Source organism: Phaeodactylibacter xiamenensis (assembly GCF_965229835.1).
Classification (GTDB): Bacteria; Bacteroidota; Bacteroidia; order Chitinophagales; family Saprospiraceae; genus Phaeodactylibacter; species Phaeodactylibacter xiamenensis.
Genome location: NZ_OZ245931.1, coordinates 4,844,274 through 4,867,476, shown reverse-complemented (window position 1 = coordinate 4,867,476; position 23,203 = coordinate 4,844,274). Strand labels below are relative to the sequence as shown.

17 protein-coding genes are annotated in these 23,203 nt (G+C 53.9%); 16 read left to right on the top strand and 1 reads right to left on the bottom strand.

The annotated features are described in order from the left end of the window. The first annotated feature begins 426 nt into the window (after positions 1-426). The 11 genes from ACO08I_RS18530 to ACO08I_RS18480 all read left to right on the top strand — a co-directional run bounded on the left by ACO08I_RS18530 (position 427) and on the right by ACO08I_RS18480 (position 16,067). Entirely contained in the window at positions 427-1,350 is a 924-nt protein-coding gene (locus ACO08I_RS18530) for a hypothetical protein (RefSeq protein ID WP_282774360.1), read from the top strand. After that, positions 1,347-2,522, top strand: a complete 1,176-nt coding sequence (locus ACO08I_RS18525; protein ID WP_421946730.1) for an adenylosuccinate synthetase — start codon at positions 1,347-1,349, stop codon at positions 2,520-2,522. Before ACO08I_RS18530 ends, ACO08I_RS18525 begins: the two co-directional genes overlap by 4 nt. Before the next feature lie 31 nt (positions 2,523-2,553). After that, positions 2,554-3,063, top strand: coding sequence for a hypothetical protein (locus ACO08I_RS18520; RefSeq protein ID WP_044219486.1), 510 nt, complete (start codon positions 2,554-2,556; stop codon positions 3,061-3,063). Positions 3,064-3,271: 208 nt separating this feature from the next. Beyond that, on the top strand, positions 3,272-7,369 hold the full coding sequence (locus ACO08I_RS18515) for a hybrid sensor histidine kinase/response regulator transcription factor (protein ID WP_421946729.1): 4,098 nt from the start codon (positions 3,272-3,274) through the stop codon (positions 7,367-7,369). Between the two features lie 245 nt (positions 7,370-7,614). Further along, positions 7,615-10,440: a TonB-dependent receptor gene (locus ACO08I_RS18510; protein ID WP_282774364.1), complete on the top strand. Its 2,826-nt coding sequence runs from the start codon at positions 7,615-7,617 to the stop codon at positions 10,438-10,440. Between the two features lie 15 nt (positions 10,441-10,455). After that, the gene (locus ACO08I_RS18505) at positions 10,456-12,063 is read left to right on the top strand and encodes a hypothetical protein (protein ID WP_421946728.1); all 1,608 of its coding nucleotides are present in this window, start codon (positions 10,456-10,458) and stop codon (positions 12,061-12,063) included. Positions 12,064-12,102: 39 nt separating this feature from the next. After that, the gene (locus tag ACO08I_RS18500) at positions 12,103-13,626 is read left to right on the top strand and encodes a hypothetical protein (RefSeq protein WP_282774367.1); all 1,524 of its coding nucleotides are present in this window, start codon (positions 12,103-12,105) and stop codon (positions 13,624-13,626) included. A 140-nt stretch (positions 13,627-13,766) separates the two neighbouring features. Next, positions 13,767-14,183 (top strand): hypothetical protein, encoded by a 417-nt coding sequence (locus tag ACO08I_RS18495; RefSeq protein WP_421946727.1) that lies wholly within the window; start codon positions 13,767-13,769, stop codon positions 14,181-14,183. Between the two features lie 184 nt (positions 14,184-14,367). After that, the gene (locus ACO08I_RS18490) at positions 14,368-15,123 is read left to right on the top strand and encodes a hypothetical protein (RefSeq protein WP_282774369.1); all 756 of its coding nucleotides are present in this window, start codon (positions 14,368-14,370) and stop codon (positions 15,121-15,123) included. Positions 15,124-15,139: 16 nt separating this feature from the next. Continuing rightward, the gene (locus tag ACO08I_RS18485; protein WP_044219468.1) at positions 15,140-15,601 is read left to right on the top strand and encodes a CBS domain-containing protein; all 462 of its coding nucleotides are present in this window, start codon (positions 15,140-15,142) and stop codon (positions 15,599-15,601) included. A gap of 19 nt (positions 15,602-15,620) precedes the next feature. Continuing rightward, the gene (locus tag ACO08I_RS18480) at positions 15,621-16,067 is read left to right on the top strand and encodes a CBS domain-containing protein (RefSeq protein WP_282774371.1); all 447 of its coding nucleotides are present in this window, start codon (positions 15,621-15,623) and stop codon (positions 16,065-16,067) included. 66 nt (positions 16,068-16,133) lie between these two features. On the opposite strand, the gene ACO08I_RS18475 is transcribed toward ACO08I_RS18480, so the two are convergent. Continuing rightward, entirely contained in the window at positions 16,134-16,670 is a 537-nt protein-coding gene (locus ACO08I_RS18475) for a YraN family protein (RefSeq protein ID WP_421946726.1), read from the bottom strand. Positions 16,671-16,871: 201 nt separating this feature from the next. On the opposite strand from ACO08I_RS18475, the gene pheS reads away from it, so the two are divergent. The 5 genes from pheS to ACO08I_RS18450 are packed head-to-tail and all read left to right on the top strand — an operon-like array spanning position 16,872 to position 23,135. Further along, complete coding sequence (gene pheS, locus ACO08I_RS18470) at positions 16,872-17,876, top strand: phenylalanine--tRNA ligase subunit alpha (RefSeq protein ID WP_421949725.1); 1,005 nt, start codon at positions 16,872-16,874, stop codon at positions 17,874-17,876. A gap of 11 nt (positions 17,877-17,887) precedes the next feature. Continuing rightward, entirely contained in the window at positions 17,888-19,255 is a 1,368-nt protein-coding gene (hisS, locus tag ACO08I_RS18465) for a histidine--tRNA ligase (protein WP_282774376.1), read from the top strand. Beyond that, positions 19,255-19,881, top strand: coding sequence for a hypothetical protein (locus ACO08I_RS18460; protein WP_421946725.1), 627 nt, complete (start codon positions 19,255-19,257; stop codon positions 19,879-19,881). Before hisS ends, ACO08I_RS18460 begins: the two co-directional genes overlap by 1 nt. A gap of 6 nt (positions 19,882-19,887) precedes the next feature. Continuing rightward, positions 19,888-21,312: an Asp-tRNA(Asn)/Glu-tRNA(Gln) amidotransferase subunit GatA gene (gatA, locus tag ACO08I_RS18455; RefSeq protein WP_421946724.1), complete on the top strand. Its 1,425-nt coding sequence runs from the start codon at positions 19,888-19,890 to the stop codon at positions 21,310-21,312. 14 nt (positions 21,313-21,326) lie between these two features. After that, positions 21,327-23,135 carry a MutS-related protein gene (locus ACO08I_RS18450; protein WP_421946723.1) on the top strand — a complete coding sequence of 603 codons (1,809 nt, stop codon included), beginning with the start codon at positions 21,327-21,329 and terminating at the stop codon, positions 23,133-23,135. Positions 23,136-23,203 lie beyond the last annotated feature (68 nt).

Genomic DNA, 23,203 nt, shown 5'->3' with positions numbered 1-23,203 from the left:
GTTCCCGTCTGTTATCTACAGCAACAACGCTTCCCCTAGTAAAATTTTAATCTCCCAAAAAAAACAGTCTTAGTCCGGAATACCTGCACGCTTTTGAATGGAAGCCTGCATGTGGCATCTGTTTGACTTGATACCGTCATCAATGCCTTTGACCAAATAACAGGGAGCTGATAACCCTTAAAACCCTCCCAAGAACCGATTGATTCCCCATTCCCTGACCGGGGCCGGCTTTGTGCTGGTCCTGGTTTTTTATTTTTTTCACCCCTTAGTTTGACTTTTAAACTAAGAGTACGTATACTTGTAGCGCGATAGATAGTTTTAAAACAAAACTAAGCTTGGTTTTACTGAGGTTTAAAGACCTTGTAAATTCAGGCAGGCTATTGCCCCCGGGGATTTTTTATTCTCAAATCCTAAAATTTAAACAAGATGGGTTACGCAAGATGGTCGAGTGATGCCTACCAGCATCTCCGGGCAAGTTATGCCAACAAGTCAAGAGACGATATTTTTCAGGCCAACCGCCACCGGCGGATGAATGCCGCTGTGAACCCCTACGGGATTCGCGTCCGGGAAAGCCGGGATTCGCAACGGCACCCTAATTCCTTAGCCATTGGTGTTTTCCTCGATGTGACGGGCTCGATGGGCCGTATACCGGAGCAGCTCGTGCGTTACAAACTGGGCGCGCTTATGAATACGCTAATTGCCCACGGCGTTAAGAGCCCACATATTATGTTCTCTGCCATTGGCGACCACCTCTCTGATCAGGCTCCTCTGCAGGCCGGGCAGTTTGAGGCAGGAGCGGATGAGCTGAGCGACGGGCTGTCCAAACTTTGGCTGGAAGGCGGCGGGGGCGGCCAAATTCAGGAGTCCTACCTCCTCGCCTGGCTACTGGCGGGCCGGCATACCTCCATCGACTGCTTTGAAAAGCGGGGGCAGAAGGGTTTTCTCTTCACCGTAGGAGACGAAGCCAGCTGGGAACGGCTCTCGCCTGAGCAGGTACAGCGCATCATGGGATACTGCCCCCAGCATACGCTCGATGCGTCTACGCTGTTGCGGGAAGCCCAACGAATGTATCATGTTTTCCACATTCACATCAACGAAACCAGCTACCGCAATCACCCCGAAGTGATCGGCTTCTGGAAAAGCCTGCTGGGGGAGCGCGCCCTGATACTAAATGACCACAATGCGCTGGCCGAGCTTATCGCCGCCACAGTAGCTATAGTCAGTGGGCACCCATTTGAGCAAACGATGGCGGGCTTCAAGCCAGCCGCCGCACAACAGGTATCTCAGGCGTTAGCTCCGGGTACAGGCTGGAACAGGCGCTCTTCTAACACTACAATCCTTCCATTATGAGCACACAGATTGTCATTGGGCTGGGCTACGGCGACGAAGGCAAGGGCCTGGCCACCGATTATCTGAGCCGCCGGGCGGCGCACCCCGTTGTGGTGCGCTTCTCGGGCGGCCATCAGGCGGGGCACACGGTAGTAGGCCCCAAAGGGGAGCGGCATGTATTTTCGGGCATTGGCGCGGGCACTTTTCAGGGTGCGCCCACCTTTTGGAGCCGGTACTGCACCTTTTCGCCTCCGGCTCTGCTGAACGAGCATCAGTCGCTATCGAAGCTGGGCTATCTGCCCCGTATTTTTGTGGATACGCTGTGCCCGGTCACCACGCCTTACGATATCGCGTATAATCAGCTACTTGAGCGCAGTCAGCGGCATGGCAGTTGCGGAGTGGGCTTTGGAGCTACCGTTGCGCGGCATTCGGAAACGCCCTGCCGGCTCTTTGCGCAGGACTTGGCCTACCCCGTGGTGGTGCAGCAAAAACTTAAAGCCATTGAGCAGTACTACGTGCGCAAAGCCAATGGGCTGTTGGCGGCAGAAAACTGGAAAGAGGAGGTCATGGCATGGCAGGAACAGTTGCCGGCTGTGCTAAAACGTATCCACCTCACCTCGGAATCCCGGTTTTTTGAGCGGTACGAAGGAGCCGATTTTATCTTTGAGGGCAGTCAGGGCATTCTGCTGGACATGGAGCACGGTTTTTTTCCGAATGTTACCCGGGCGCACACCACCTCCCGCAATGCACAGGCCATTATTAGGCGTAACGGGCTGTCAGAACCGGAAGTGTTTTGCCTCACCCGGGCTTACCAAACCCGGCATGGCAATGGTTTTCTGAGCAATGAAGGCATTCCTGCGGACCTGGTTCTCAACCCCAAAGAGACCAATCAGGAAAACGAGTGGCAGGGCCAGCTGCGCTACGGCACGCTGGATGTGGACCTCTTGCGCTATGCCCTGCAGTCTGAGGCCAACTACTCCGCCGGGCAAAAACGGCACCTGTTCCTCACCTGCCTCGACCAGTTGCAAGGGCCCCTGCAGGCCACCCTTGGCGGCAAACGGCATACTTATCAGACACCGGACTTAATCGCCCGCCTCCTCCCAGGCATTACCGGCATAGTTTACCAGAGCTACTCCGATGACGGGCAGCAGGTCAAAGGCGCTACTTTTACGGCGAAGGCCATAGGCAAATAATTATCTTTGCGCGGACCATAATCCGCAATCAATGACACTAAGAGAATTTTTTGACGTACTGACCAACGATCCGACTTATGTACTGGTTTACCTGTCCATCATACCGGTCATGGCCTTTGTGGCCGGGCTGACGGGACAGGACAAAGGCCACGAAGCACCGTGGAAATACCTTTACTCCACGCTGATTTACTTCATTTGTGTGCCGGGGATTTTTTCTATCACCGTCTCGGTCTATCAGTTTCTGTTTGAGCGGCGCAGCATTTGGGACGCGGATGTATTTGTGCAGGTCCTGCCCATTATTTCCATGGTCGTCACCCTGCTTATCATCCGGCGCAACGTCAACCTGGACTACATCCCGGGCTTCGACAAGCTGGGCGGGCTGGTGATGATCATCGCCTCCACGCTCATCATCATGTGGTTCATAGACCGGATGCGGATCATTGTATTTTCGTACCTGCGCTTTGAGTATGTTATCTTTTTCTTTGTTGGTCTGCTACTGGTCATCCGGTTTGGGTGGAAGCGGGCGTTTGGGAGTGCCTGAGCCTATGGCATTACACCCCCGGACAACAGTCCTCTTTATCATGAAAATGGTTAAATTAGTAGTGGGGCAAAAATAAAATGCACAACTTTTTAAAGCTTTTGCTCCAACATCTTTCAAAACCCGCCCTTTGGTTGGTTTTATACGACGTTGGAACAAAATCAGTTGTGCATTTCATTTTTCGAGTAGCCCTCAGGAAGGTAAAGCCAATATGATGATTAGGGACCTGCCGGTATTGCTGTACACTGCCATTTGCCTGGCTGCCATGGCCGGGCTTAGCAACAAGGCTTCCGCCCAGTTGGGGGGCCCCAGGTTTATCAACTATGGTGTAGGCGAAGGGTTATCGCAGAGCACGGTCCTTTCGGCCCACCAGGACAACTATGGCTTCCTCTGGCTGGGCACCCGGGACGGGCTCAACCGTTTTGACGGATATGCTTTCGAGGTTTTCCGCCGGCAGCCCGCCGACAGCACTTCCCTGGCGAACAACGTCATCAATGACATCACAGGCGACTCTCTGGGAAATATCTGGATCGCTACGCAGGGTGGGGTTAGCCGGTATTTAATCAATCAGTCGGGGTTCCTAAACTATACCTTTCATAACCTCGCTCAGCAGGAGACCCGCTGCCTTTGGATTGACCCTCACCATCAGCTCTGGGCCGGGACTAATGATGGCCTCTTCCGTTATAATCCGGCCACGGATGCCTTTGAGCAGCCCGATAACCCTCTGGCCAAAGCTGTGGGAGAGCGCTACGTCACCAAAATCTTCACCGACCGGCAGGACAGGCTATGGGTGGGAACAACCAGCGGTTTATTCTGTCAGCTGCCAGATCAGCAAACTATCATTACTTATACTCCAAATGCCCAAAGACCGGCGCACCAAATCAGCAATGAGCGGGTGGAGGATATTATACAGGCTGCGGATGGCACGCTTTGGGTCGCCACCTACGGCGGTGGAGTATGCGCCTATGATCAGAATGGCCAACTGACCGCACACTATGATGACAGCCCGGACTCAGAAGTACGCCTCTCCAATGCCTTTGTGCGCTGCCTCGAAGCCACCCCCGATCAAAACCTGTGGATTGGTACCTTCCAGGGGCTCAACATCCTGGACACCCGGACGCTGTCTTTACAAAAAATTTTGCAGGACAGCCGCTCCAGCAACGGGCTGAGCCACGGCTCTGTACGTGCCCTGCTGCAAGACCGGAAAGGTGCCATCTGGGTGGGCACCTACTTTGGCGGTGTGGACTATTTCGATCCGGATAATCAGCGTTTTCAGCATTACACCCACCTGCCTGAATTGGATCACAGCCTGAGCTTCAATGTAGTCAGCGCTTTTGCCGAAGCCTCAAATGGTCAGTACTATGTAGCCACGGAAAGAGGCGGGCTCAACCTGTTCGACCCTCAAACCCGGCGGTTCCGTCGGCTGCGGGGCCAATCCGGGCATGAGCTCAGGAGCATGACCATCAAATCGCTCTATGCCGCTCCGGACGGGCAGCTGTGGGTGGGCACCTTTAAAGGTGGGCTCCATGCCTATAATCCTAAAACCAACCGGTTTACCCCTCACTTTGGTGCCGAAACCTCACAACTCCCTGCCCTTTCTGATGCCATTGTAAATGCCATAGCTCCGGCAGGTGCCTATCTTTGGATTGGGACGGATAAACACGGCGGGCTGCATAAGTTTGACCCGCAGTCCGGACAGTACGTGGATTATCCCATGCGTGAAGCATTGCATCAGCACCTGCTGAATGTAAACGTTAAAGCCATTTATGCTGATCAGTTGGGCAATCTCTGGCTGTCCACTTTTGGCCGTGGCCTGGTCCTGTTTAATGAACAAACAGGGCGCATCACTACTTTTGAGCACCTGCCCGAAAACTCTAACAGCCTGCCGCGCAATGATGTCACTCATGTGCTGGAAGACCAACAAGGACAAATCTGGGTGGCTACCAAGGGAGGAGGTATCAGCCGCTTTGACCGGCAACGCCAGCAATTCCAGAACTATGATACCCGGCACGGCTTGCAAAACAATACTGTACTGGGACTGCTGGAAGATCAGCAGGGGCAAATCTGGGTCAGCACCATCAATGGCATTAGCCGCTGGGAAAATAAAAACCAGCGCTTCAGAAACTACAGCTACACCAATGGCTTCCCACTCGAAGAGCTCAACGAGGGCGCCTTTTTCACCGCTACCAACGGGCAGCTCTTTTTTGGCGGCAGCAACGGGTTTGTCACCTTCGACCCCGCCTCGCTGGCCGACAACTCCTATGTCCCACCAGTATACCTGACGGCGCTCAAGCTGTTCAACAAAGATGTAACTCCGGGCGATGACACCCGCCTGCTGAACGCCAGCATGCTGCAAACCGATGAACTGCAGCTGCGCTATTTTCAGTCCATCATCACCCTCGAATTTACAGCCCTCAACTTTTTGCGCCCGGAGCAGAACCGTTACCAATACAAGCTTGAAGGGCTGGAGGACAATTGGAACGAGGTCGGCAACCAACGATCGGCCACCTATACTAACCTCAAGGAAGGCACCTACACCTTCCTGCTCAAAGGAGCCAACAACGATGGGCTATGGAACCCGGAGCCCGCCCAACTGAAGATCACCGTGGAAGCCCCGCCCTGGCGCACCTGGTGGGCCATCCTGCTGTACAGCCTGGTCATTCTGCTGGGCATCTACCTGCTCCGCTACCTCAGCCTGCGCAGTGCCCGACTTCGAAACGAAATCCGCATTAAGGAACTGGAAAAAGAAAAGCTGGAGGAAGTCCATCAGCTCAAGCTGCAGTCCTTTACCGATGTCTCTCACGAATTCCGGACGCCTCTTACGCTTATTATCGACCCCCTGGAGCAGGTGCTGGAACAACACAAGGCTGAAGACTGGCTGGGGCGGCAATTACACCTTATGCACTTCAATGCCCGCCGCCTGCTCCTGCTGGTCAATCAGGTGCTGGATATCAACGCCTTGGAGACCGGCAAAGTAGGGCTGCGAAAAGAGCCTGTCCCGCTCGGGCAAATGACCAAACACATCTGCGATACCTTTCGGGGGCAGGCCGCCAAGCATCAGCTTGAGCTCTATTTTGCAGATGAACTGCCGGAGGCCTGGTACGAAGCCGACAAAGACAAGCTCGAAAAAATCATTTATAACCTCATCTCCAATGCCATCAAATTCAATAAGCCAGGCGGGCAGGTGCGGGTGGCACTGTCGCAAAAACCAGATAACGGCAAGGTTCAACTGACCGTTGCCGATACGGGTCAGGGCATTGCCCCGGAAGTGCGCGAGAAAGTCTTCGAACGCTTCTACAAAAGCGAACAGACCAAGGGCACCGGTATTGGCTTATCGCTAACCAAGTCCCTGGTAGAGGCCATGGGCGGCTCCATCAGGCTCCAAAGCCAGCCGGATTCAGGTACGACTTTTACCCTGCTTCTCCCGCTTAAGCCCGTAGGGCAGTCGGACGAAAACGCAGCATCCGCTTTCGTGAAGCCGCTGCCGGTGGAGTACCAACTCAGCGTAGATGAGCCCAATGCCGCTCCGGAAAACACCAACAGCAGCAGCAAGCTTCACCTTCTCATTGTGGAAGACGACCCCGACCTGCGCCGTTACCTGCGGGACAACCTTTCGGGAGCTTACAAAATCACGACTGCCAAAAACGGGCGCAGCGGGTTGGAAAAAGCCCGTACCCACACCCCTGATTTCATCCTTTCTGACATCATGATGCCCGAAATGGACGGTATAGAGATGTGCCGGGCGCTGAAAACCGATCCCGAATACTGCCACATCCCTATCCTGCTACTTACCGCAAAGGGAGAAGATACCGATCGTGTACATGCCCTGGAAACCGGTGCCGATGATTACCTGGCCAAACCTTTCATCATGAGGGAACTGCGCAGCCGCATCCAAAACCGGCTCAAAATGCGCGACCTTCTGAGGCGGCGCTACAGCCACGGGCCGGATTTACAAACCGAAGCGCTGCAGCTCAACAGCTACGACGAGGAGCTTCTCCAACGGGTGCAGGCTGCCGTGGAAGCCCACCTTGATGATCCGGACTGGAGCGTGGAAGCATTAGCCGAGGCCGTCAACCTGAGCCGGGTACACCTCTACCGCAAGCTGAAGGGGCTGCTCGATGTATCTCCGAGTACCTTTATCCGCAACATCCGGTTGAAACATGCCGCCCAACTGCTTGCTCAGAACAAAGTCAATGTGAGCGAAGTCGCCTACCGGGTCGGATTCCAGGACCCTGCCTATTTTGGCAAAAGCTTTAAGAAACAGTACGGCCTCAGCCCCTCTCAGTACGCCAAACAAGCCGGGAAGTAACCCCATTACCTGCCTTTTGTAACGCTTTTACGCACACAAGCAACGTATTCACCCCTCCCTGTAACCTCAGTGCCATTCTCCTGTCGCTGCCGGACATACATTTGCATTAACTCAAAAACGGGAGAAGGATGAGCTCAGATAAAAACGACCTGGATGAAAAATTGAGATTTAATGCCGTAGTCGAAGTGCTCGTCACACTAATAATCCTGGCTGCCGCATTACTGATCCTAAATGCTTTGTAAGCAATGAAGTACCTATTCCAAATAATCATACCACTATTAGCAAGCGCCACCCTGAGTGCACAGACCGGTACCGCTTTCGGTATCATCACAGATGCTGCCACCGGCGAGGCGCTGCCCGGGGCTACGGTTGTGGCCATGAGCAACGGCCGGGGCACGATTACCGAACTCACCGGCGAATACCGCCTGCCCAATCTGCCGGCCGGCAAACAGCAACTACAGATTTCCTACATCGGTTACCAAACGGATACGCTGGAAGTGGACGTTCCTCCTGGTGGGACGGTGAATGCCAATGTAAAGCTGCTCCTAAATGCCACCGTGCTGGGAGAAGTCGTCGTGCGCGGCCAACTGGAAGGGCAAAAGAAAGCCCTCAACCAACAGCGCTCCGCCGACAATATTATCAATGTGATTTCGGCAGACCTGATCGGCCGCTTCCCTGACCTCAACGTGGCAGAAGCCCTGCAGCGTGTACCCGGTGTGAATATCAGCCGCTCCCGGGGCGAAGGCTCCACGGTTTCGCTGCGGGGAACGCCCACGCACTTTACCACCATCAACATTAATGGCGAGCAGTTGCCTTCCACGCAGAGCGATGGCTCCCGAAATGAATCGCTCGACCTCATCCCGGCTGATCAGCTGGCTTCCATGGAGATTACCAAAGCCATCACGCCCGATATGGATGGGGATGCCATCGGTGGTACGGTCAACCTGCGTACCCCAACCGCCACAGGCATGGATCTCAAGCTGAAAGCCGAAGCCGGCGGGGGCTACAACAGTATGTCCCAAAGTTACAACGGCATCGGGCGCTTCAAAGCCGGGCGCCGATTTTGGGAAGATGATAAGCTGGGTACCGGCCGCTTCGGTGCCCTCGTCGGGCTGAGCTACTTCGAGACCGACAACGAATCTGACGAACTGGAAGCCGTGTGGTCGCCATTTGGGGATACGCCGGTACTTGGCCTGGGCCGGGACACGGTTGTCATCGAAAACCATCAGGTGTCTGACCTCGTCAACCAACGGACGCGCATGGGGGCGACACTCACCCTGGACTACAAATTTTCACCCAATTCTGACATCATCTTCAACTTTATGTACTCCCGCCGGGGCGATACCGATGAGCGGAATCGCCTCCGAACCTTCCTCAACGAATCTGCCGGCGTCACCTGGGTTTCCCTGGATACCATCCGCGGGGCAGAGCTGCGCCGGGATATCCGCCTGGCGGAGTCTTTTTCTGAGAACCTCTCCTACAACCTGCAGGGACAGCACAAATTTGGTCGCGGCACTATCGACTGGGGGCTCTACCACGCCGATAGCCGGCGGGTGGAAGATGCCTTAATTGGCCGTTTTGAGCGCGGGGAGCAGAGCCGGATCGACCTCTACACGCTGAACTCCTCCGGCATTTACAGCGATTTTGCCCAATTCCGGACCATCGGTAGTGAGCTGGGCTTCTTTGACCCCTTCCTCATTACGGACATTAACCGTTACGAGCGTTCGGCCCTCAACCTCGATGCCACTAACAGCGTAGCCAAAATCAATTATGAACTGCCTTATCAAATCGGTTCTTATCAGGCCACCTTCAAGACTGGAGTGAAATACCGGCGGCAGACCAATATCAAGGCATTTAACAGCGATGTCAATAACTTCTCAGACCCCAACCGGGTACTCGATCAGTCTGAAGGCTTTGCCAGCGTCATCAGTGATTTTGAGGATGAGAACTTCCTGGACGGCAATGTACGTTTCGGCCCCGGTATAGACCCCGGGAAATACCGGGATTTCGTTGACCGCAACGACAACTTATTCATCTTCGACCCCATTCGGTCTAACCGCAACTCCTTCAATGCTTCCTACGAAGCCTCCGAGGACATCATCGCCGGCTATGCCATGACCCGCATTCAGTTCCGGAACCTCATGGTGCTCGGCGGGCTGCGGTACGAAACCAATGAGGTGAACTACGATGCCTTCTCTGTCAATAATATTACCGGAGAAGCCACTCCCATTACCGATGGGACGAATTACAGCTTTTTGCTGCCCAATATCCACCTGAAGTACAGCCTCGGCAAATTCACCAATCTGAGGGCTGCCGCTACCTGGAGCTACGCACGCGCCAACTTTGACGACATCGTGCCTTTTCTGAACATTGACGAGGAAGGCTCCCGCATACAGGCCGGCAACCCCGACCTGCGCCCCGGCTCCGCCCTCAACCTGGACCTGCTGGCGGAACGCTACCTGGGCAACGTAGGCATTATTTCCGGTGGCCTGTTTTATAAGCAAATCGACGATTTCCAATTTAGCCGCAATCTACGCTTTCTGCGGCCAGGGGACCCTTTCTACGATGAGTTCCCAGGCTTCCAGTTCCGGCAGGAGCAAAACGGGGAAACCGCAGTCGTGTACGGTTTTGAGATGAACGTACAGGCCGCGCTATCATTCCTGCCCAAACCATTGGACGGGTTGGGGCTCTTTTTCAACTACACCTTCACCGAATCGGATGCCTTTACCAGCGACCGGGACAACATCAGCCTGCCCGGGCAGGCGACGCATACCTGGAATGCCGCCCTGAGCTACGACTACAAGCAGTTTTCTGTAAAAGGGTCCCTGAACTACAACGGTACCTTCCTGAACACCGTAGCCGGGGAAGCCCGCAACGACCTGGTACAGGAGGGGCGCCTGCAGGTTGATCTGAATGGCTCTGTAGCCGTTACCGACCGCATCACCCTGTTTGGGGAGTTCCTGAATGTGACCAATGCTCCCGTGATTGTCTATCAGGGCATACGGGAGCGCATTGCACAGTATGAAGTCGTAGGCTGGTGGAACCGCTTTGGCCTTTCTTACAGATTATAATAACCGAGTAGAACCATGATAATCCGAAATACCATACTTCTGTTCAGCCTGACCCTACTTTTGCTAGGCTGCCAAAAGGACAACAACACCTTTGAAAAGCAAGGCCCGGAAATTCAGCCTCTAGTGCCGGTGGAGTCCTTCCGGCAGGACCGGGGGCGGGAAGTCAACCTGAGCTTTGAGCTGCGGGCCATCAGTGGGCTGGGCGCCTTGCAGGTACTGAAAGACGGAGAGCCTTACGACAATATCAACTTCCCGGCAGACGACCTGATCTTTCAGTATGACTTTAACTATCTCGTGGAAGAGCTCCCGGATGGTACGGCGCTAAACTTTACTCTGGAGCTGACTGATCAGCTTGGGGCTACTGCAGAGCCCTTTACCTTTGAGGTGGTAGTCGGCCCGCCCTTCGATATTACCGACGAGACCATTGCAGGTACCGAGGTGAAAGTCATTACCGGTCGCATCAACCGCGACCTGAGGCTGGAAGCGCAGTTCACCTATCTTATCAACGGGCTGGTATCCGTGGAGGACAACAGTGTCCTCACGATTGAGCCCGGCACAACCATCCTCATGCGTACCTTCAATGGCCCGGAAGACTCCCGTTTGGCGATTACGCGAGGGTGCCGGATCATAGCCGAAGGCACTAAAGACAGCCCGATTGTTTTCACTAGTCAGGGCATACTGGACGGCACTGCAGCATGGGGTGATTGGGGCGGCATATTTGTCTACGGCAATGCCCCCACTAATCAGGCAGCAGTGGTCTTTGAGGATGGCTTCACCTACGGGGGCAATAACCTGGGCGAAAGCTCCGGTTCCCTACGCTATGTACGCATTGAATATGCAGGCAAAAGTGATGCCGATGGTATTCAGCTATATGGTGTAGGCTCTGGCACGCAAATCCGATACCTGCAGGTGTGGAACTGCTTCGACAACGGCATCCGTTTCAAAGGCGGCGGGGCGGATATCAAGTATGTCGTAGTGACTGACCACGGGGCCTACGGGCTTTGGGCAGAGCACGGATGGCGGGGCAGAGGGCAATTCCTCCTCTTTCAGACCTCCATTGCGGCTACCATTATCCCGGTCAACTTTAACAACATTGCCCGCTCCCTGGAGCTGCGCAACGATGCCAGCAATTTTGAGCTGGAACCCCGCACTTACACCTACATCTCCAATGTAACGATGATTGGCAACGGCAGCACCGATGCAGATGGTACCCGGCGGGGGTTCCGGGTGAGAAGGGGCGCAATGGGGCTTTTCCACAATATGATCGCCACCAACTACCCGGACGATGCAGTGCGGGTGGAAGATGTGGCGCCCGAACGCCTCGACGATGGCACCATGGAGATCGGAAATATCCACTCCTGGGGCAATAAGACTAACTATGATGAACTAGCAGAAGATTATTTCCTGCCAAACCCTGATTTCAACCTGAGCGAGGAGCCCGTGCCCGGCATTACGCCCGGCAACTTCGTGGGCTCTGTACCCAGTCCGTTCAACCCGGCAGCAGATGCCCGTTTTGGCAACTGGTTTACACCTGCGCCATACGTTGGTGCAGTCGAAAACGAAGCCAATGACTGGACGGCCGACGGCAGCTGGTGCAAAAACCAGGACGGCACGATACGATAGAACCATTTCCAATTTCAACTTCTTCTAAATTCACTTGTCATGAAACTTCAACATTCTTTTTTCACCCTCTTGTTATTCGCGCTGGGCGGTATGCTTTTATTCCAAGCCTGCGGCGATGACGAAGAGCCTGTTTTACCTGCACCGGCAATTTCTGTAGTTGGCGACAACCTCGTCAACCTGAAGCCCGGACAGGATATCACCGTAGAGCTCAGCCTTCAGGCAGAAGGCGGCCTCAGCTCCATCATCGTGAACCGCGGCGGCGGCTTCCTGGAGGAAATCACGCTTCCCGACCCGGACGCCACGACCTTTACCTACACCGGACAAACGGTTGCTGCCGATGCGATGGAAGGTGAGTTAGTGGAGTACGAATTCATTGGTGTAAACACCCAGGACCTGGAGTCTGCTCCGGCAGCTTTCAGCGTGAGCGTCAATCTGTACGATGCCATCGATATTGGCGGCACCTCTGTTTTTGATGTAAATCTCCCGGCGGATGGTATCATTCCAGCTGGCACAACTGTAAAGTTCGCCGAGGGCCGTTCTTACTACCTGGCGCAGCCTGCACCGGACGTGAACATCTCCTTTGAGGAAGGCTCCACTTTCCAGATTGAAGCGGGTGTGACCATCTATCTGCAGGCCGGTGTGGATATGGACGTAACGGTCTTTGGTACGGCCGACATCCGCGGCACCGCTGATGCTCCGGTGGTGATGACCAGCGAAAACGTACTGCGCCCCGGTGCAAACCCGGAAGCAGGCGACTGGAACGACTTCCAGATTGAAGGGCAGGGCAAAGGCACCAACAGCGGTTTTGTACAGTACCTGCGTATTGAGTATGCCGGAGACCGGGCTTTCGTCCTGGACGATGTAGGCAACGGCACACAGGTATCTCACGTGCAGGTATGGCAGTGTACAGATGAGGCGATCTTCATTGCTGGTGGCGATGTGAATGTTTCCCACCTTATTGCTACCAACTCCGAAGACACCCAATACCGCACTGATGATGACTACAGCGGCAACATGCAGTTCATCATTGCCGTAAGTACAGTACCCGGTGCAGGCGCAGAGTCCATGTACCTGCGTGGCGACTCAGAGGCGCTGATCTCCAACGTAACTGTAGTAGGGCCAGGTGCTGAGTTTGAACCAGATGGCGAACCAGATGGTGTCCGCTTCTGGTCTACCCGTGGCAACAAAATGTATAATGCCGTAATTACTGGCATCCCTTCCTGGGCAACCCGCGCCGAGGCCAATGAAACCGATGGCCGGCCTGAGGTCACAGACATCAATGGCCCGGTGGTGTTTGCTTACTCCAATGTATTTGGCTGCGATCAACTGGCACGCGATGATGCAGAGCCGTTCTTCACAGATCCCTCATTCAACAACTCTGAAGAAGCCATCCCTGGCCTGGGTGCTAACGATTTTGTACCCGACGCCCGCACAGGCAGCGACTTTGATCCTTCCTCCCTGGGCAGCTTCTTCGCACCGGCCAACTTTAAGGGCGCTATAGAAAGCCCGGATAACGACTGGACACTCGGCTGGGTGAAAAACCCGGATGGAAGTGTACGGTAAGCCTCTAAGAATTTGAGTGTAATTCAGCTTTTCTGTCGGCTGGGCATCATTTGCTCAGCCTTTTTTTTGCATCAGTGTTGCATTTTTTCAATTCCTGTATTACTTTTGCAACATCGTTGCATTAAATTAAAACTCAAAAGATGAAAATGCTGAAGTATTCCTGGCTGTTTATGCTGGCGCTTGCCGTAACGGTCTTCTCTGGTTGCGAAGATGATGATCATGATCACGACCATGGCGACAATGACATTACGATCAGTATCCTGGAGCCCGGTGCTGATGAGGTGGTGGCAGATGCCAGTGATGTGCACATCCATATCGAAATCGAAGCGACTGAAGACAACCACGACATCGATATAATTCTCCACCCGGACGGGGATATATCTGACAAGATCATCGAAACTAACCTGCACGAACATGATCAGAAGGTCAGCTTTGAGCAGGATGTTGACTTGTCTTCCTACCCTGCGGGCACCAAGTTTCACCTGGAAGTGGAAGCCTGCAAAGATCACGATTGCGAAGAGAAAGTGTTTGCTGATGTAGAGTTCTCTATTCAGTAAGCCCCTGTTCCTCAGCCCGGCTTAACCTAAAGCGCCGGTAGTGCCTCTGTTGCATTACCGGCGCTTTTTTTTGCCCTCTACTCACTGACCACCTAACCAAAGTCACTGAAAACCACTGAGAAAAGTCATCTGCTTTGCGCTGAAATTCCGGTTACATTTGAATAGAACATAAAATCAGCGCATCATGAAAACTTTCATCCGGACTATCATACTGCTTTTGGCGACTTTGCTGATGACCAGCGCTGCCAGGCGGGATGTGCGCCCCGGCATGGTGCAATTTGACCGGGCATTTCTGCCGGCATTAGATTACACCCTGCAAGGCAATACCCATGAAGCTAAAAAGGCAGTTTTTTACCTGGAATTCCGCTGGCGTCGGCTGCGCGATCAGCTTGCTCATCAGTATCCCGGAGAACAGGAGACCCTGCGCCGAGTCGATAGCTGGCTGGGGGATGCCTACTACGCTATAGACGCCAACCGCCCCTATACCGCAGCCAATCAGCTGGAGCATGTGAAGTATGAACTGATGGTGCTCCGCGGCCATTACGGCATCGACTACTACCTGGACGACCTGTACGACTTCCAGGGCGGGCTGGAGCTGCTAACGGAAGCTGCTAACGATGAAATGCTTTGCCTTATGGACTGGGGAGAATTTACAGCCCTTGGCAAGGAACTCCGCCTGGAGTGGCAGTACATCATGAAAAAACCCTTTGATCAGGAATTGTACGACTTTGACGACCAAGCCGTCAAACGACTAACATACGAACAACGAGCAATGGCGGAAGCTCTATATACTTTCGCAAAAGCAACCAATCGGGCAGACCGGAATGCAGTAGCCACTGCGGCCAAAGACCTCATGCCTCACTACAACGAAGTACTAAGGCTCTTTGGAGACTACCAGTCTACGCAAACATTCTTTGCCCGGCACAACCTTATTAGATAACAGAAAATCGGCCATTATGAATCCGGACACACCTATTCGGGAAATTATGACAACCAACCTCATTACGGTTGGGCCCGACCGCACCGTAGAAGCCATTCAGGAGCTGTTCCGCGAGAATGAATTCCACCATATCCCAGTCGTTGACCGGGGCGAACGTCTGATCGGCATCATCAGCAAGGAAGATGTTTTCAAGCTTTCTTATGTACTGTCGCTACAGACCACCGGCAAGAAGTATTCTGAAAAGGAATACCAAAGCCTGAAAGCAACCGACATTATGACCCGTTATCCGGTCACGCTTGACCCCGACGATACCGTGGGGTTGGCGGCAGATATCTTCCTGGCCAACAAGTTCCATGCCCTGCCCATCGTCGAAGACGATCAGTTGATGGGGCTGGTGACCACGCACGATCTGCTTTCGTACCGGTTTGGAGAGCCTATGCCTCCCAAGCAGGAAGAAGTATTCGAAGAAGAACTTTAAATCCGAAAAATCAACAGCCATGACTGATAAAACCACCACCGTTGCTCAAATCATGAGTACACCTGTAATCACAGTGGGGCCAAATGACACGATGAGCGATGTACAGGATATCTTCCGCAAAAACAACATCCACCACATCCCTGTGGTCGACGACGGCAAAGTGGTGGGTATCATCAGCAAGTCTGATTACTATCGCCTGTTGCACGGCTTCACCCTGTTTAAAACTCAGAAAAGCGAACAGTACAACGATGCTATCATGCGCTCCCTCCTGGCCGGAGAAGCTATGACCCGGCAGGTGGCTACCCTTGCTCCCGGTGATTCGCTGGAAATGGCCGTCGGCTTTTTCCGGGAGAACCTCTTCCACGCCTTACCGGTAGTGGACAAAGGCCGCCTCATCGGCATTTTAACGACATTTGACTTGCTTACCCATGCTTATGCTACTCCGTTTATGATGGAGGAGCAGTAAGTAAAGCACATACAATTTCCAGTTTATTTCAGCCGCTTCCAGGGTGTTCCGGGGGCGGCTGATTTTTTAAAACACCCGCGGCTCAAACCCCTCCGCATTCATAATGGCAGCGGAATCACCTGTGGCGCGGATAACGAACAAGCCTCGTTTTTCGGCCATATCTTCGCTGTTCTCTTCGGCGCGGAGGAAAGCAACAGCACCGTACACGTTGTGGTCATGGTATTCGGACAGCCAGGTTTTTACCTGTTGCAGCTTTTTGATGTGCTGACGGACATGCTTCGTGCGCAAGGTGGTCTTGACTTCGATGACCACGATCTCTTTGCCGTTGTGGGCAATGATATCGAACTCATAGCTGTTGCCTTCGTAGTTGCCTTTCACACGGGTGGAGGTCCGGTTAATTTTAATACCCTTTTCCTGAAGGATACGCACCACATCACCCTCAACCAGGGACTCCATGAGGCGCCCCCACTGTGATTCGAATAAGTCGAAAGCCTGTTGAATGCGTTTGTCGGTTTCCTTGAACTTTGCATCTGTTTCTTTGAACTTTGCGTCCGTCTCCTTAAACAGTTGCTTGATTTCTGCCCAGGTCAATTCTTCTGCCATGAGTAGTCCGTTTTGAATTTACGCTGAATGTAAAACTCCTGGAGGAGTGATTAAGTTCCCACCTCTCTTCCCTCAACCCGCCTTTTACAAGCCCCCGGGCAGCATATCTACCACAATTTTTCTACCTTTGGGCGTCTAAAATTGGACTTGAAAAATATCCGAACCGCTATGTCAGCAGACACCTTCAGCAAAGTAGACGAAATGAAGGCGGCCATTGAGGCCGATCAGCCGGGCGACCTGCAGGCGCTCGAGCAGTTTCGCATCAAATACCTGGGCTCCAAAAATGTCATTAAGGCACTGTTTGGGGAAATCCGCAATATCCCAAACGAGCAGAAAAAGGAGTACGGGCAGCGGGTCAATGCCGTGAAGGAAGCCGCAGAGGCCAAGTACAACAGCCTGAAGCAGGATCTGGAAACGGCAGCGGAAGAAGCGGCCGTCAAAGACATCGACCTGACCGCGCCGGGCGAACCCATCGAACTGGGGTCCCGCCACCCGATTGCTGTGACCATGAACCGCATCATCCGCATCTTTGAGCGTATTGGTTTTGTGGTGGCCGACGACCGGGAAATTGAGGACGACTGGCACAACTTCACCGCTATGAATACGCCGGAAGACCACCCGGCACGCGATATGCAGGACACTTTCTACCTGCAAAACAGCATGGAGATGCTCCTGCGTACGCATACGTCTTCCGTACAGGCACGGGTGATGAAGCATACACAGCCGCCCATCCGTATTATTGCGCCGGGCCGGGTGTACCGCAACGAGACCGTCTCTGCACGCTCCCACTGTCAGTTTCATCAGGTGGAAGGCTTGTATGTGGATGAGAACGTCTCTTTCGCCGACCTGAAGCAGACGCTGCTGTACTTCGCCCGGGAGATGTTCGGGCCCGATGCGCAAATCCGCCTGCGCCCTTCCTACTTTCCATTCACCGAGCCAAGCGCGGAGATGGATGTCTACCTCGGCACCGAAACCGAGAAAGACTACCGCCTCACCAAAGGCACCGGATGGCTGGAAATCCTGGGCTGTGGCATGGTCGATCCTGCTGTGTTGGAAAACTGTGGTATTGACTCGACTAAGTATACCGGCTTTGCCTTCGGCATGGGTATTGAGCGGCAGGCGCTGCGCCTGTATGACATCGGCGACATCCGCCTTTTCTTTGAGAACGATGTGCGCTTCCTGAAGCAATTCGCTTCTACGATCTAGAAAAAACGACTATGAAACCGAGTATCCCTAAAGGTACACGCGACTTCGGCCCGGCTGAGGTCATCAAACGCAATTACATATTCGACACCATACGGGAAGTCTTCGTGCGCTATGGCTTTCAGCCTATCGAGACGCCGGCCATGGAAGACCTCGCTACCCTTACCGGCAAGTACGGGGAGGAAGGCGACCAACTGCTGTTCAAAGTACTGAATAACGGCGATTTCCTCTCCAAAGCGGATGATCAGGCGCTGCAGGCTAAGGACTCGGCAAAGCTGGTCCCTTCCATTTCCAAGCGGGGGCTGCGCTACGACCTTACCGTGCCCTTCGCCCGCTTTGTGGCCATGCACCAAAACGATATTCCTTTTCCTTTCAAGCGCTACCAAATTCAACCGGTTTGGCGTGCCGACCGGCCCCAAAAAGGGCGTTATCAGGAATTTTACCAATGCGATGTGGATGTGGTGGGCTCGGAGTCTCTCATGTTTGAAGCCGAACTCGCACAGATTTACGATGAGGTCTTCCAAAAGCTGGGACTCAAGGTGGTCATCAAGCTCAACAACCGGAAAATTCTGGCGGGCATGGCAGAAGCTGCCGGATTATCTGAAGACCGCTTCATGGACATGACTATCGCCATCGACAAACTCGATAAAATTGGCATGGATGGTGTGAAGCAAGAGCTCAGCAAGCGGGATATCTCTGCCGAAGCCATTGAAAAAATTGAGGCCATGCTGGGCACCACTGAGCTGGAAGCCCTTAAATCCACCTTTGCGGCAAGCAAAACCGGGCTCAAAGGCATTGAAGAACTGGAAACGGTCTTTGAATACCTCAATATGGGCCACACCTACAATACCATCCAATTCGACATCACCCTTGCCCGCGGGCTCAACTACTACACCGGCTGCATTTACGAAGTAGCCGTTGACCTGGAAGCCGAAGGGCAGGAAAATATCAAAATGGGCAGCATCGGCGGGGGCGGCCGCTACGCCAACCTCACCGAAAACTTTGGCATGAAGACCAATGGTTCCGGTGTAGGTGTTTCCTTCGGGGCGGAGCGCATTTACGATGTTATGGAAGAGCTCAGCCTCTTCCCGGAAGACAAAGCCAATACCCTGCAACTACTGTTCATTGCCTTTGATGAGAAAGCGCACCGCTATGCCTTCAAAGCCCTGCAGCAGGCACGGGCAGCGGGCATTAATGCCGAGCTTTACCCGGACCCTGCCAGGGTAAGGAAACAGATGAAATACGCTGATCAGCGGAATGTACCGTACACGGTCGTTATTGGCGACCGCGAGATGGAATCAGGCGAGCTCGCCTTCAAAAACATGGTAACAGGCCAACAGGAAAACCTCCAACTGAATGCGATCATAGACCAACTGAAGTGATGAAGCGTTTTTACCTCAGCTTACTGTTTTGTGCCCTCGGCAGCCTTGCTATTGCGCAGGAGCTGCAGTTGGAAAACACCGTCAGCAGGCGTACCCTCACTCTAAAGCCGGGCAGTACTGTCGATTTGCATCTGGATTTGCCCGCCGCTCAGATGGTCCGCTCCAATAACCGGGTGCTGACCGGTGCGCTACAGACTCCGGAAAGAGGGCTGCTGCAAATCCTACCCGCAGAGGAGACCAAGCGATACCTTTTTGAAAATGGGCTAAAACGAGAAGATAAAACCTATTATGAGGAGCTCCTCGGCCGCCAACCCTACCGCCTTCCTCTGGAAGAGGTCAACTCGATCCATTACCGCACTCCGGCTATCGAGGGCCTGAATAAAGCCGGTAAAATCCTGATGGTGGCTGGTGGTGCCGGTGCACTGCTCGTTGCCCCCCTTGCCAGCATTGATTATGGAGAAGGCAGCTTCAATGGAGACCGCTACTTCCGCATCGCCGGGTACAGCCTGATTACGGCTGGCGTGGGTGTGGGCCTGAACCTTAGTACCCGAAAACGGGATTTTGCCATTCTCCAACCCGGCGAAAGCCCCCAAAAAAACCGCTGGACCCTAAAGATTCTTAACTAATCCGCCATGCCCAAATTCACCCACCTCTCCCAAGTACGTACGGCTATTGAAGATGGCGACCTGACCTGCACAGCGCTCGTAGAGTACTACCTCAATCAAATTGAGCAGCAAGCCCATCTGAATATCTATGTTGAGGTATATGCGGAAGAGGCACTGGAACGTGCCCGTACCCTCGATGCCCGCTATCAGCAGTCGCCCGGAGAGCTTGGCCGGCTGTATGGTATGGTGCTTTCGCACAAAGACGTGATTTGCTACGCCGGGCATGGCGTTCAGGCCGGCTCCAAGATTCTGGAAGGCTTTGAATCGCTCTACTCTGCCACTGCTATTGAGCGGCTGCTCGCTGAAGATGCCATCATCATCGGGCGGGTGAATTGTGATGAGTTTGCCATGGGCTCCTCCAATGAAACCTCCCACTTCGGCCCTGTACGCAACGCCGCTGATCCGGAGCGCGTGCCCGGTGGTTCTTCCGGAGGCTCTGCGGTAGCGGTACAAGCGGATACCTGCCTGGCTTCCCTCGGTTCAGATACCGGAGGCTCGGTGAGACAGCCGGCATCGTTTTGCGGTGTGATTGGGATGAAACCCACCTACGGGCGGATTTCCCGCCACGGGCTGCTGGCCTACGGCTCCTCTTTTGATCAAATCGGCACCCTGACTCATTCGGTAGAGGACGCAGCATTGCTCTTGGAAATCATGTCCGGACCTGATGAATACGACAGTACGGCAAGCCAAAAGCCGGTGCCAATGGCAACGGAGATCAAGATTGCCCCCTACGGAAAGCGCATTGCCTATTTTCCTTCTGCCCTACAGCACGCAAGCATACAGCCCGAAGTAAGGGCTACTGCCCAGACCTTCATTCAGCAACTGCAAGAGGAAGGGCATACGGTGGAGGGCGTTGAATTTGACCTCCTTGATTACCTGATCCCAGCCTATTATGTACTGACCACAGCCGAGGCGTCTTCCAACCTCAGCCGGTACGATGGCATCCGCTATGGCTACCGCAGCAAAAATGCAACAGACCTCTTGTCAACCTATCAGCAGTCCCGTACAGAGGGCTTCGGTACAGAAGTCAAACGCCGCATTATGCTTGGCACTTTTGTGCTCAGCGCGGGCTACTACGATGCTTACTACACCAAAGCCCAAAAGGTACGCCGCCTGCTCAAAGAAAAAACGGATGCCATTTTCCGGGACTACGACTTCATTATGATGCCTGCTGCGCCAACCACAGCGTGGAAACTAGGCGATAAATCAGCCGACCCGGTAGAGATGTACCTGGCGGATATTTTTACGGTACAGGCCAACATGGCTGGCATTCCGGCTATTTGTATCCCTGTAGGATCAGACGACGCAGGACTGCCCATTGGCATGCAGCTGATGGGGCCTAAATTCGCGGAAACAGCACTGCTGAGCCTGGCCAGCACCCTGATCCGTTAATCAGAATACTTAACATGACCCGACCCAAATATACGGAACGCGTAGCTCAGTTTGAATCGGCTGCCGAAGCCCTCAGCCAGCGTTACAATCGTCTTTCCATCATTCGCCTGCTGATCTTTCTGGGGGGTATTGCTGCGGTGGTACTCCTCTGGAATGGGGCAAACGCTCTCGTGGGTGTGGTTAGCATAATTGTCTTTCTGGCAGGCTTCTACCGCTTCGTCACCTGGCACCAACGGTTGAAAGCCGAAGAACAACATCAGCGCAACCTCGCCAAAGTCAATGATTGGGAGGCTGCGGTGGAACAGCACGATTTTTCAAACTACGACGATGGCGCCCGCTTCCTTGATCACGGGCACCCCAACGCCATAGACTTAGACCTCTACGGGCCTTTTTCCATGTTTCAGTACCTCAACCGGGCGGTGACTGCCCTGGGACAGCAAATGCTCGCCCGATGGCTGGCCGAACCAGCTACGCCTGAGGCCATCCAACAACGGCAGGCAGCTATACGGGAACTCGGCCCAATGCTGGAGTGGCGGCAGCACTTTCAGTCCTACGGACTGGAAACAGAGGATAACCTGGAGCAAATCAGCCTGCTGCACCGATGGATGAAAGAGCCCCCTTTTCTGACTGACAAAAAATGGGTAGCTGTTGCCCTTTATATCATACCGCTATGGTCGGTTGCAGCTGCCGTAATCTGGGCGCTGTACCTGCCCTGGTACCTGGGTATTTTACTGTACCTGCCAGCCCTGCTTATCCTGCGGCGCTTCGTGGAACGGGTCAACGAAACGCACCAAAAAACAACGCATGCGGAACTGGCCCTACGGCACTATGCACAGCTCATTCAGCATATTGAGGGGCAAAAGTTTCAGAGCGCCCCTCTGCGTCAGCTCCACGACGAGCTGTCGACCGAAGGGCAGCCCGCCTCTGCTATGATCCGCCGCTTGTCCTACATCATCCGGCAGCTGAATGTACGGTATAATGCCTTTTCCTTTATTTTCAACATCTTTGGATTGTGGGAATTGCAGTATGTCTACCGGCTGGAGCAATGGAAAGCCGCTGTACAGGGGCACCTGCCCAGGTGGTTCGAAGCCATGGCCAGCTTTGAAGCCCTGAGCAGCCTGGGTAATATTCATCATAACAATCCGGAATGGGCTTTCCCTGCCATCACAAATGGTGCCGTGGTGGAAGCCGAAGAGCTGGGGCACCCCCTGCTGCACCGCGACAAGCGGGTGTGCAATGATATCCACCTGCCCACCAATGGCCACATCAAGCTCATCACGGGTTCGAATATGGCTGGCAAGAGCACCTTTTTGAGAACGGTAGGCCTGAATATGGCGCTCGCTATGGCCGGCGCCCCGGTTTGTGCCCGTAGCATGGCCCTCCCACCCCTGCAGGTCTACACTAGCATGCGCACACAGGATGCTCTGCAGGAAAGCACTTCCTCCTTTTATGCCGAGCTCAAGCGCCTGAAGTTCATCATTGAGGCCGTGGAGGATACCGCTGACCATCAGCCGCCACAACTGCAAGCCTTTTTCCTCCTCGATGAAATCCTCAAAGGCACCAACAGCAACGACCGGCATACCGGCTCCAAAGCACTCATCCGGCAGCTCATCCGCAGCCGGGGCTCGGGCATCATTGCCACCCATGACCTTGAACTGGGGCAGCTCGAAGCTGAAGCCAACGGCACCATTGAGAACCTCCGCATAGAAGTGGAGATTCAGGATGGCGAACTGCACTTCGACTATAAGCTTAAGAAGGGCGTGAGCCAGTCCTTCAATGCCACCCTGCTGATGAAGCGGATGGGGATCAAGATTGAGGAATAAGCTTTACGGGCAAAATATTGACCTTTTTCTTCTAAATTTGTGTTGATTGTACAAATGGTTGAAATGCT

Excerpts from the sequence above, each read along its gene's own strand:
- ACO08I_RS18510 (WP_282774364.1), top strand. The coding sequence starts at position 7,615 with ATGAAGTACCTATTCCAAATAATCATACCACTATTAGCAAGCGCCACC.
- gatA (WP_421946724.1), top strand. The coding sequence starts at position 19,888 with ATGCCCAAATTCACCCACCTCTCCCAAGTACGTACGGCTATTGAAGAT.
- ACO08I_RS18530 (WP_282774360.1), top strand. The coding sequence starts at position 427 with ATGGGTTACGCAAGATGGTCGAGTGATGCCTACCAGCATCTCCGGGCA.
- pheS (WP_421949725.1), top strand. The coding sequence starts at position 16,872 with ATGAAGGCGGCCATTGAGGCCGATCAGCCGGGCGACCTGCAGGCGCTC.
- ACO08I_RS18505 (WP_421946728.1), top strand. The coding sequence starts at position 10,456 with ATGATAATCCGAAATACCATACTTCTGTTCAGCCTGACCCTACTTTTG.
- ACO08I_RS18485 (WP_044219468.1), top strand. The coding sequence starts at position 15,140 with ATGAATCCGGACACACCTATTCGGGAAATTATGACAACCAACCTCATT.
- ACO08I_RS18495 (WP_421946727.1), top strand. The coding sequence starts at position 13,767 with ATGAAAATGCTGAAGTATTCCTGGCTGTTTATGCTGGCGCTTGCCGTA.
- ACO08I_RS18520 (WP_044219486.1), top strand. The coding sequence starts at position 2,554 with ATGACACTAAGAGAATTTTTTGACGTACTGACCAACGATCCGACTTAT.
- ACO08I_RS18500 (WP_282774367.1), top strand. The coding sequence starts at position 12,103 with ATGAAACTTCAACATTCTTTTTTCACCCTCTTGTTATTCGCGCTGGGC.
- ACO08I_RS18490 (WP_282774369.1), top strand. The coding sequence starts at position 14,368 with ATGAAAACTTTCATCCGGACTATCATACTGCTTTTGGCGACTTTGCTG.
- ACO08I_RS18515 (WP_421946729.1), top strand. The coding sequence starts at position 3,272 with ATGATGATTAGGGACCTGCCGGTATTGCTGTACACTGCCATTTGCCTG.
- ACO08I_RS18475 (WP_421946726.1), bottom strand. The coding sequence starts at position 16,670 with ATGGCAGAAGAATTGACCTGGGCAGAAATCAAGCAACTGTTTAAGGAG.
- ACO08I_RS18480 (WP_282774371.1), top strand. The coding sequence starts at position 15,621 with ATGACTGATAAAACCACCACCGTTGCTCAAATCATGAGTACACCTGTA.
- ACO08I_RS18525 (WP_421946730.1), top strand. The coding sequence starts at position 1,347 with ATGAGCACACAGATTGTCATTGGGCTGGGCTACGGCGACGAAGGCAAG.
- ACO08I_RS18450 (WP_421946723.1), top strand. The coding sequence starts at position 21,327 with ATGACCCGACCCAAATATACGGAACGCGTAGCTCAGTTTGAATCGGCT.
- hisS (WP_282774376.1), top strand. The coding sequence starts at position 17,888 with ATGAAACCGAGTATCCCTAAAGGTACACGCGACTTCGGCCCGGCTGAG.
- ACO08I_RS18460 (WP_421946725.1), top strand. The coding sequence starts at position 19,255 with ATGAAGCGTTTTTACCTCAGCTTACTGTTTTGTGCCCTCGGCAGCCTT.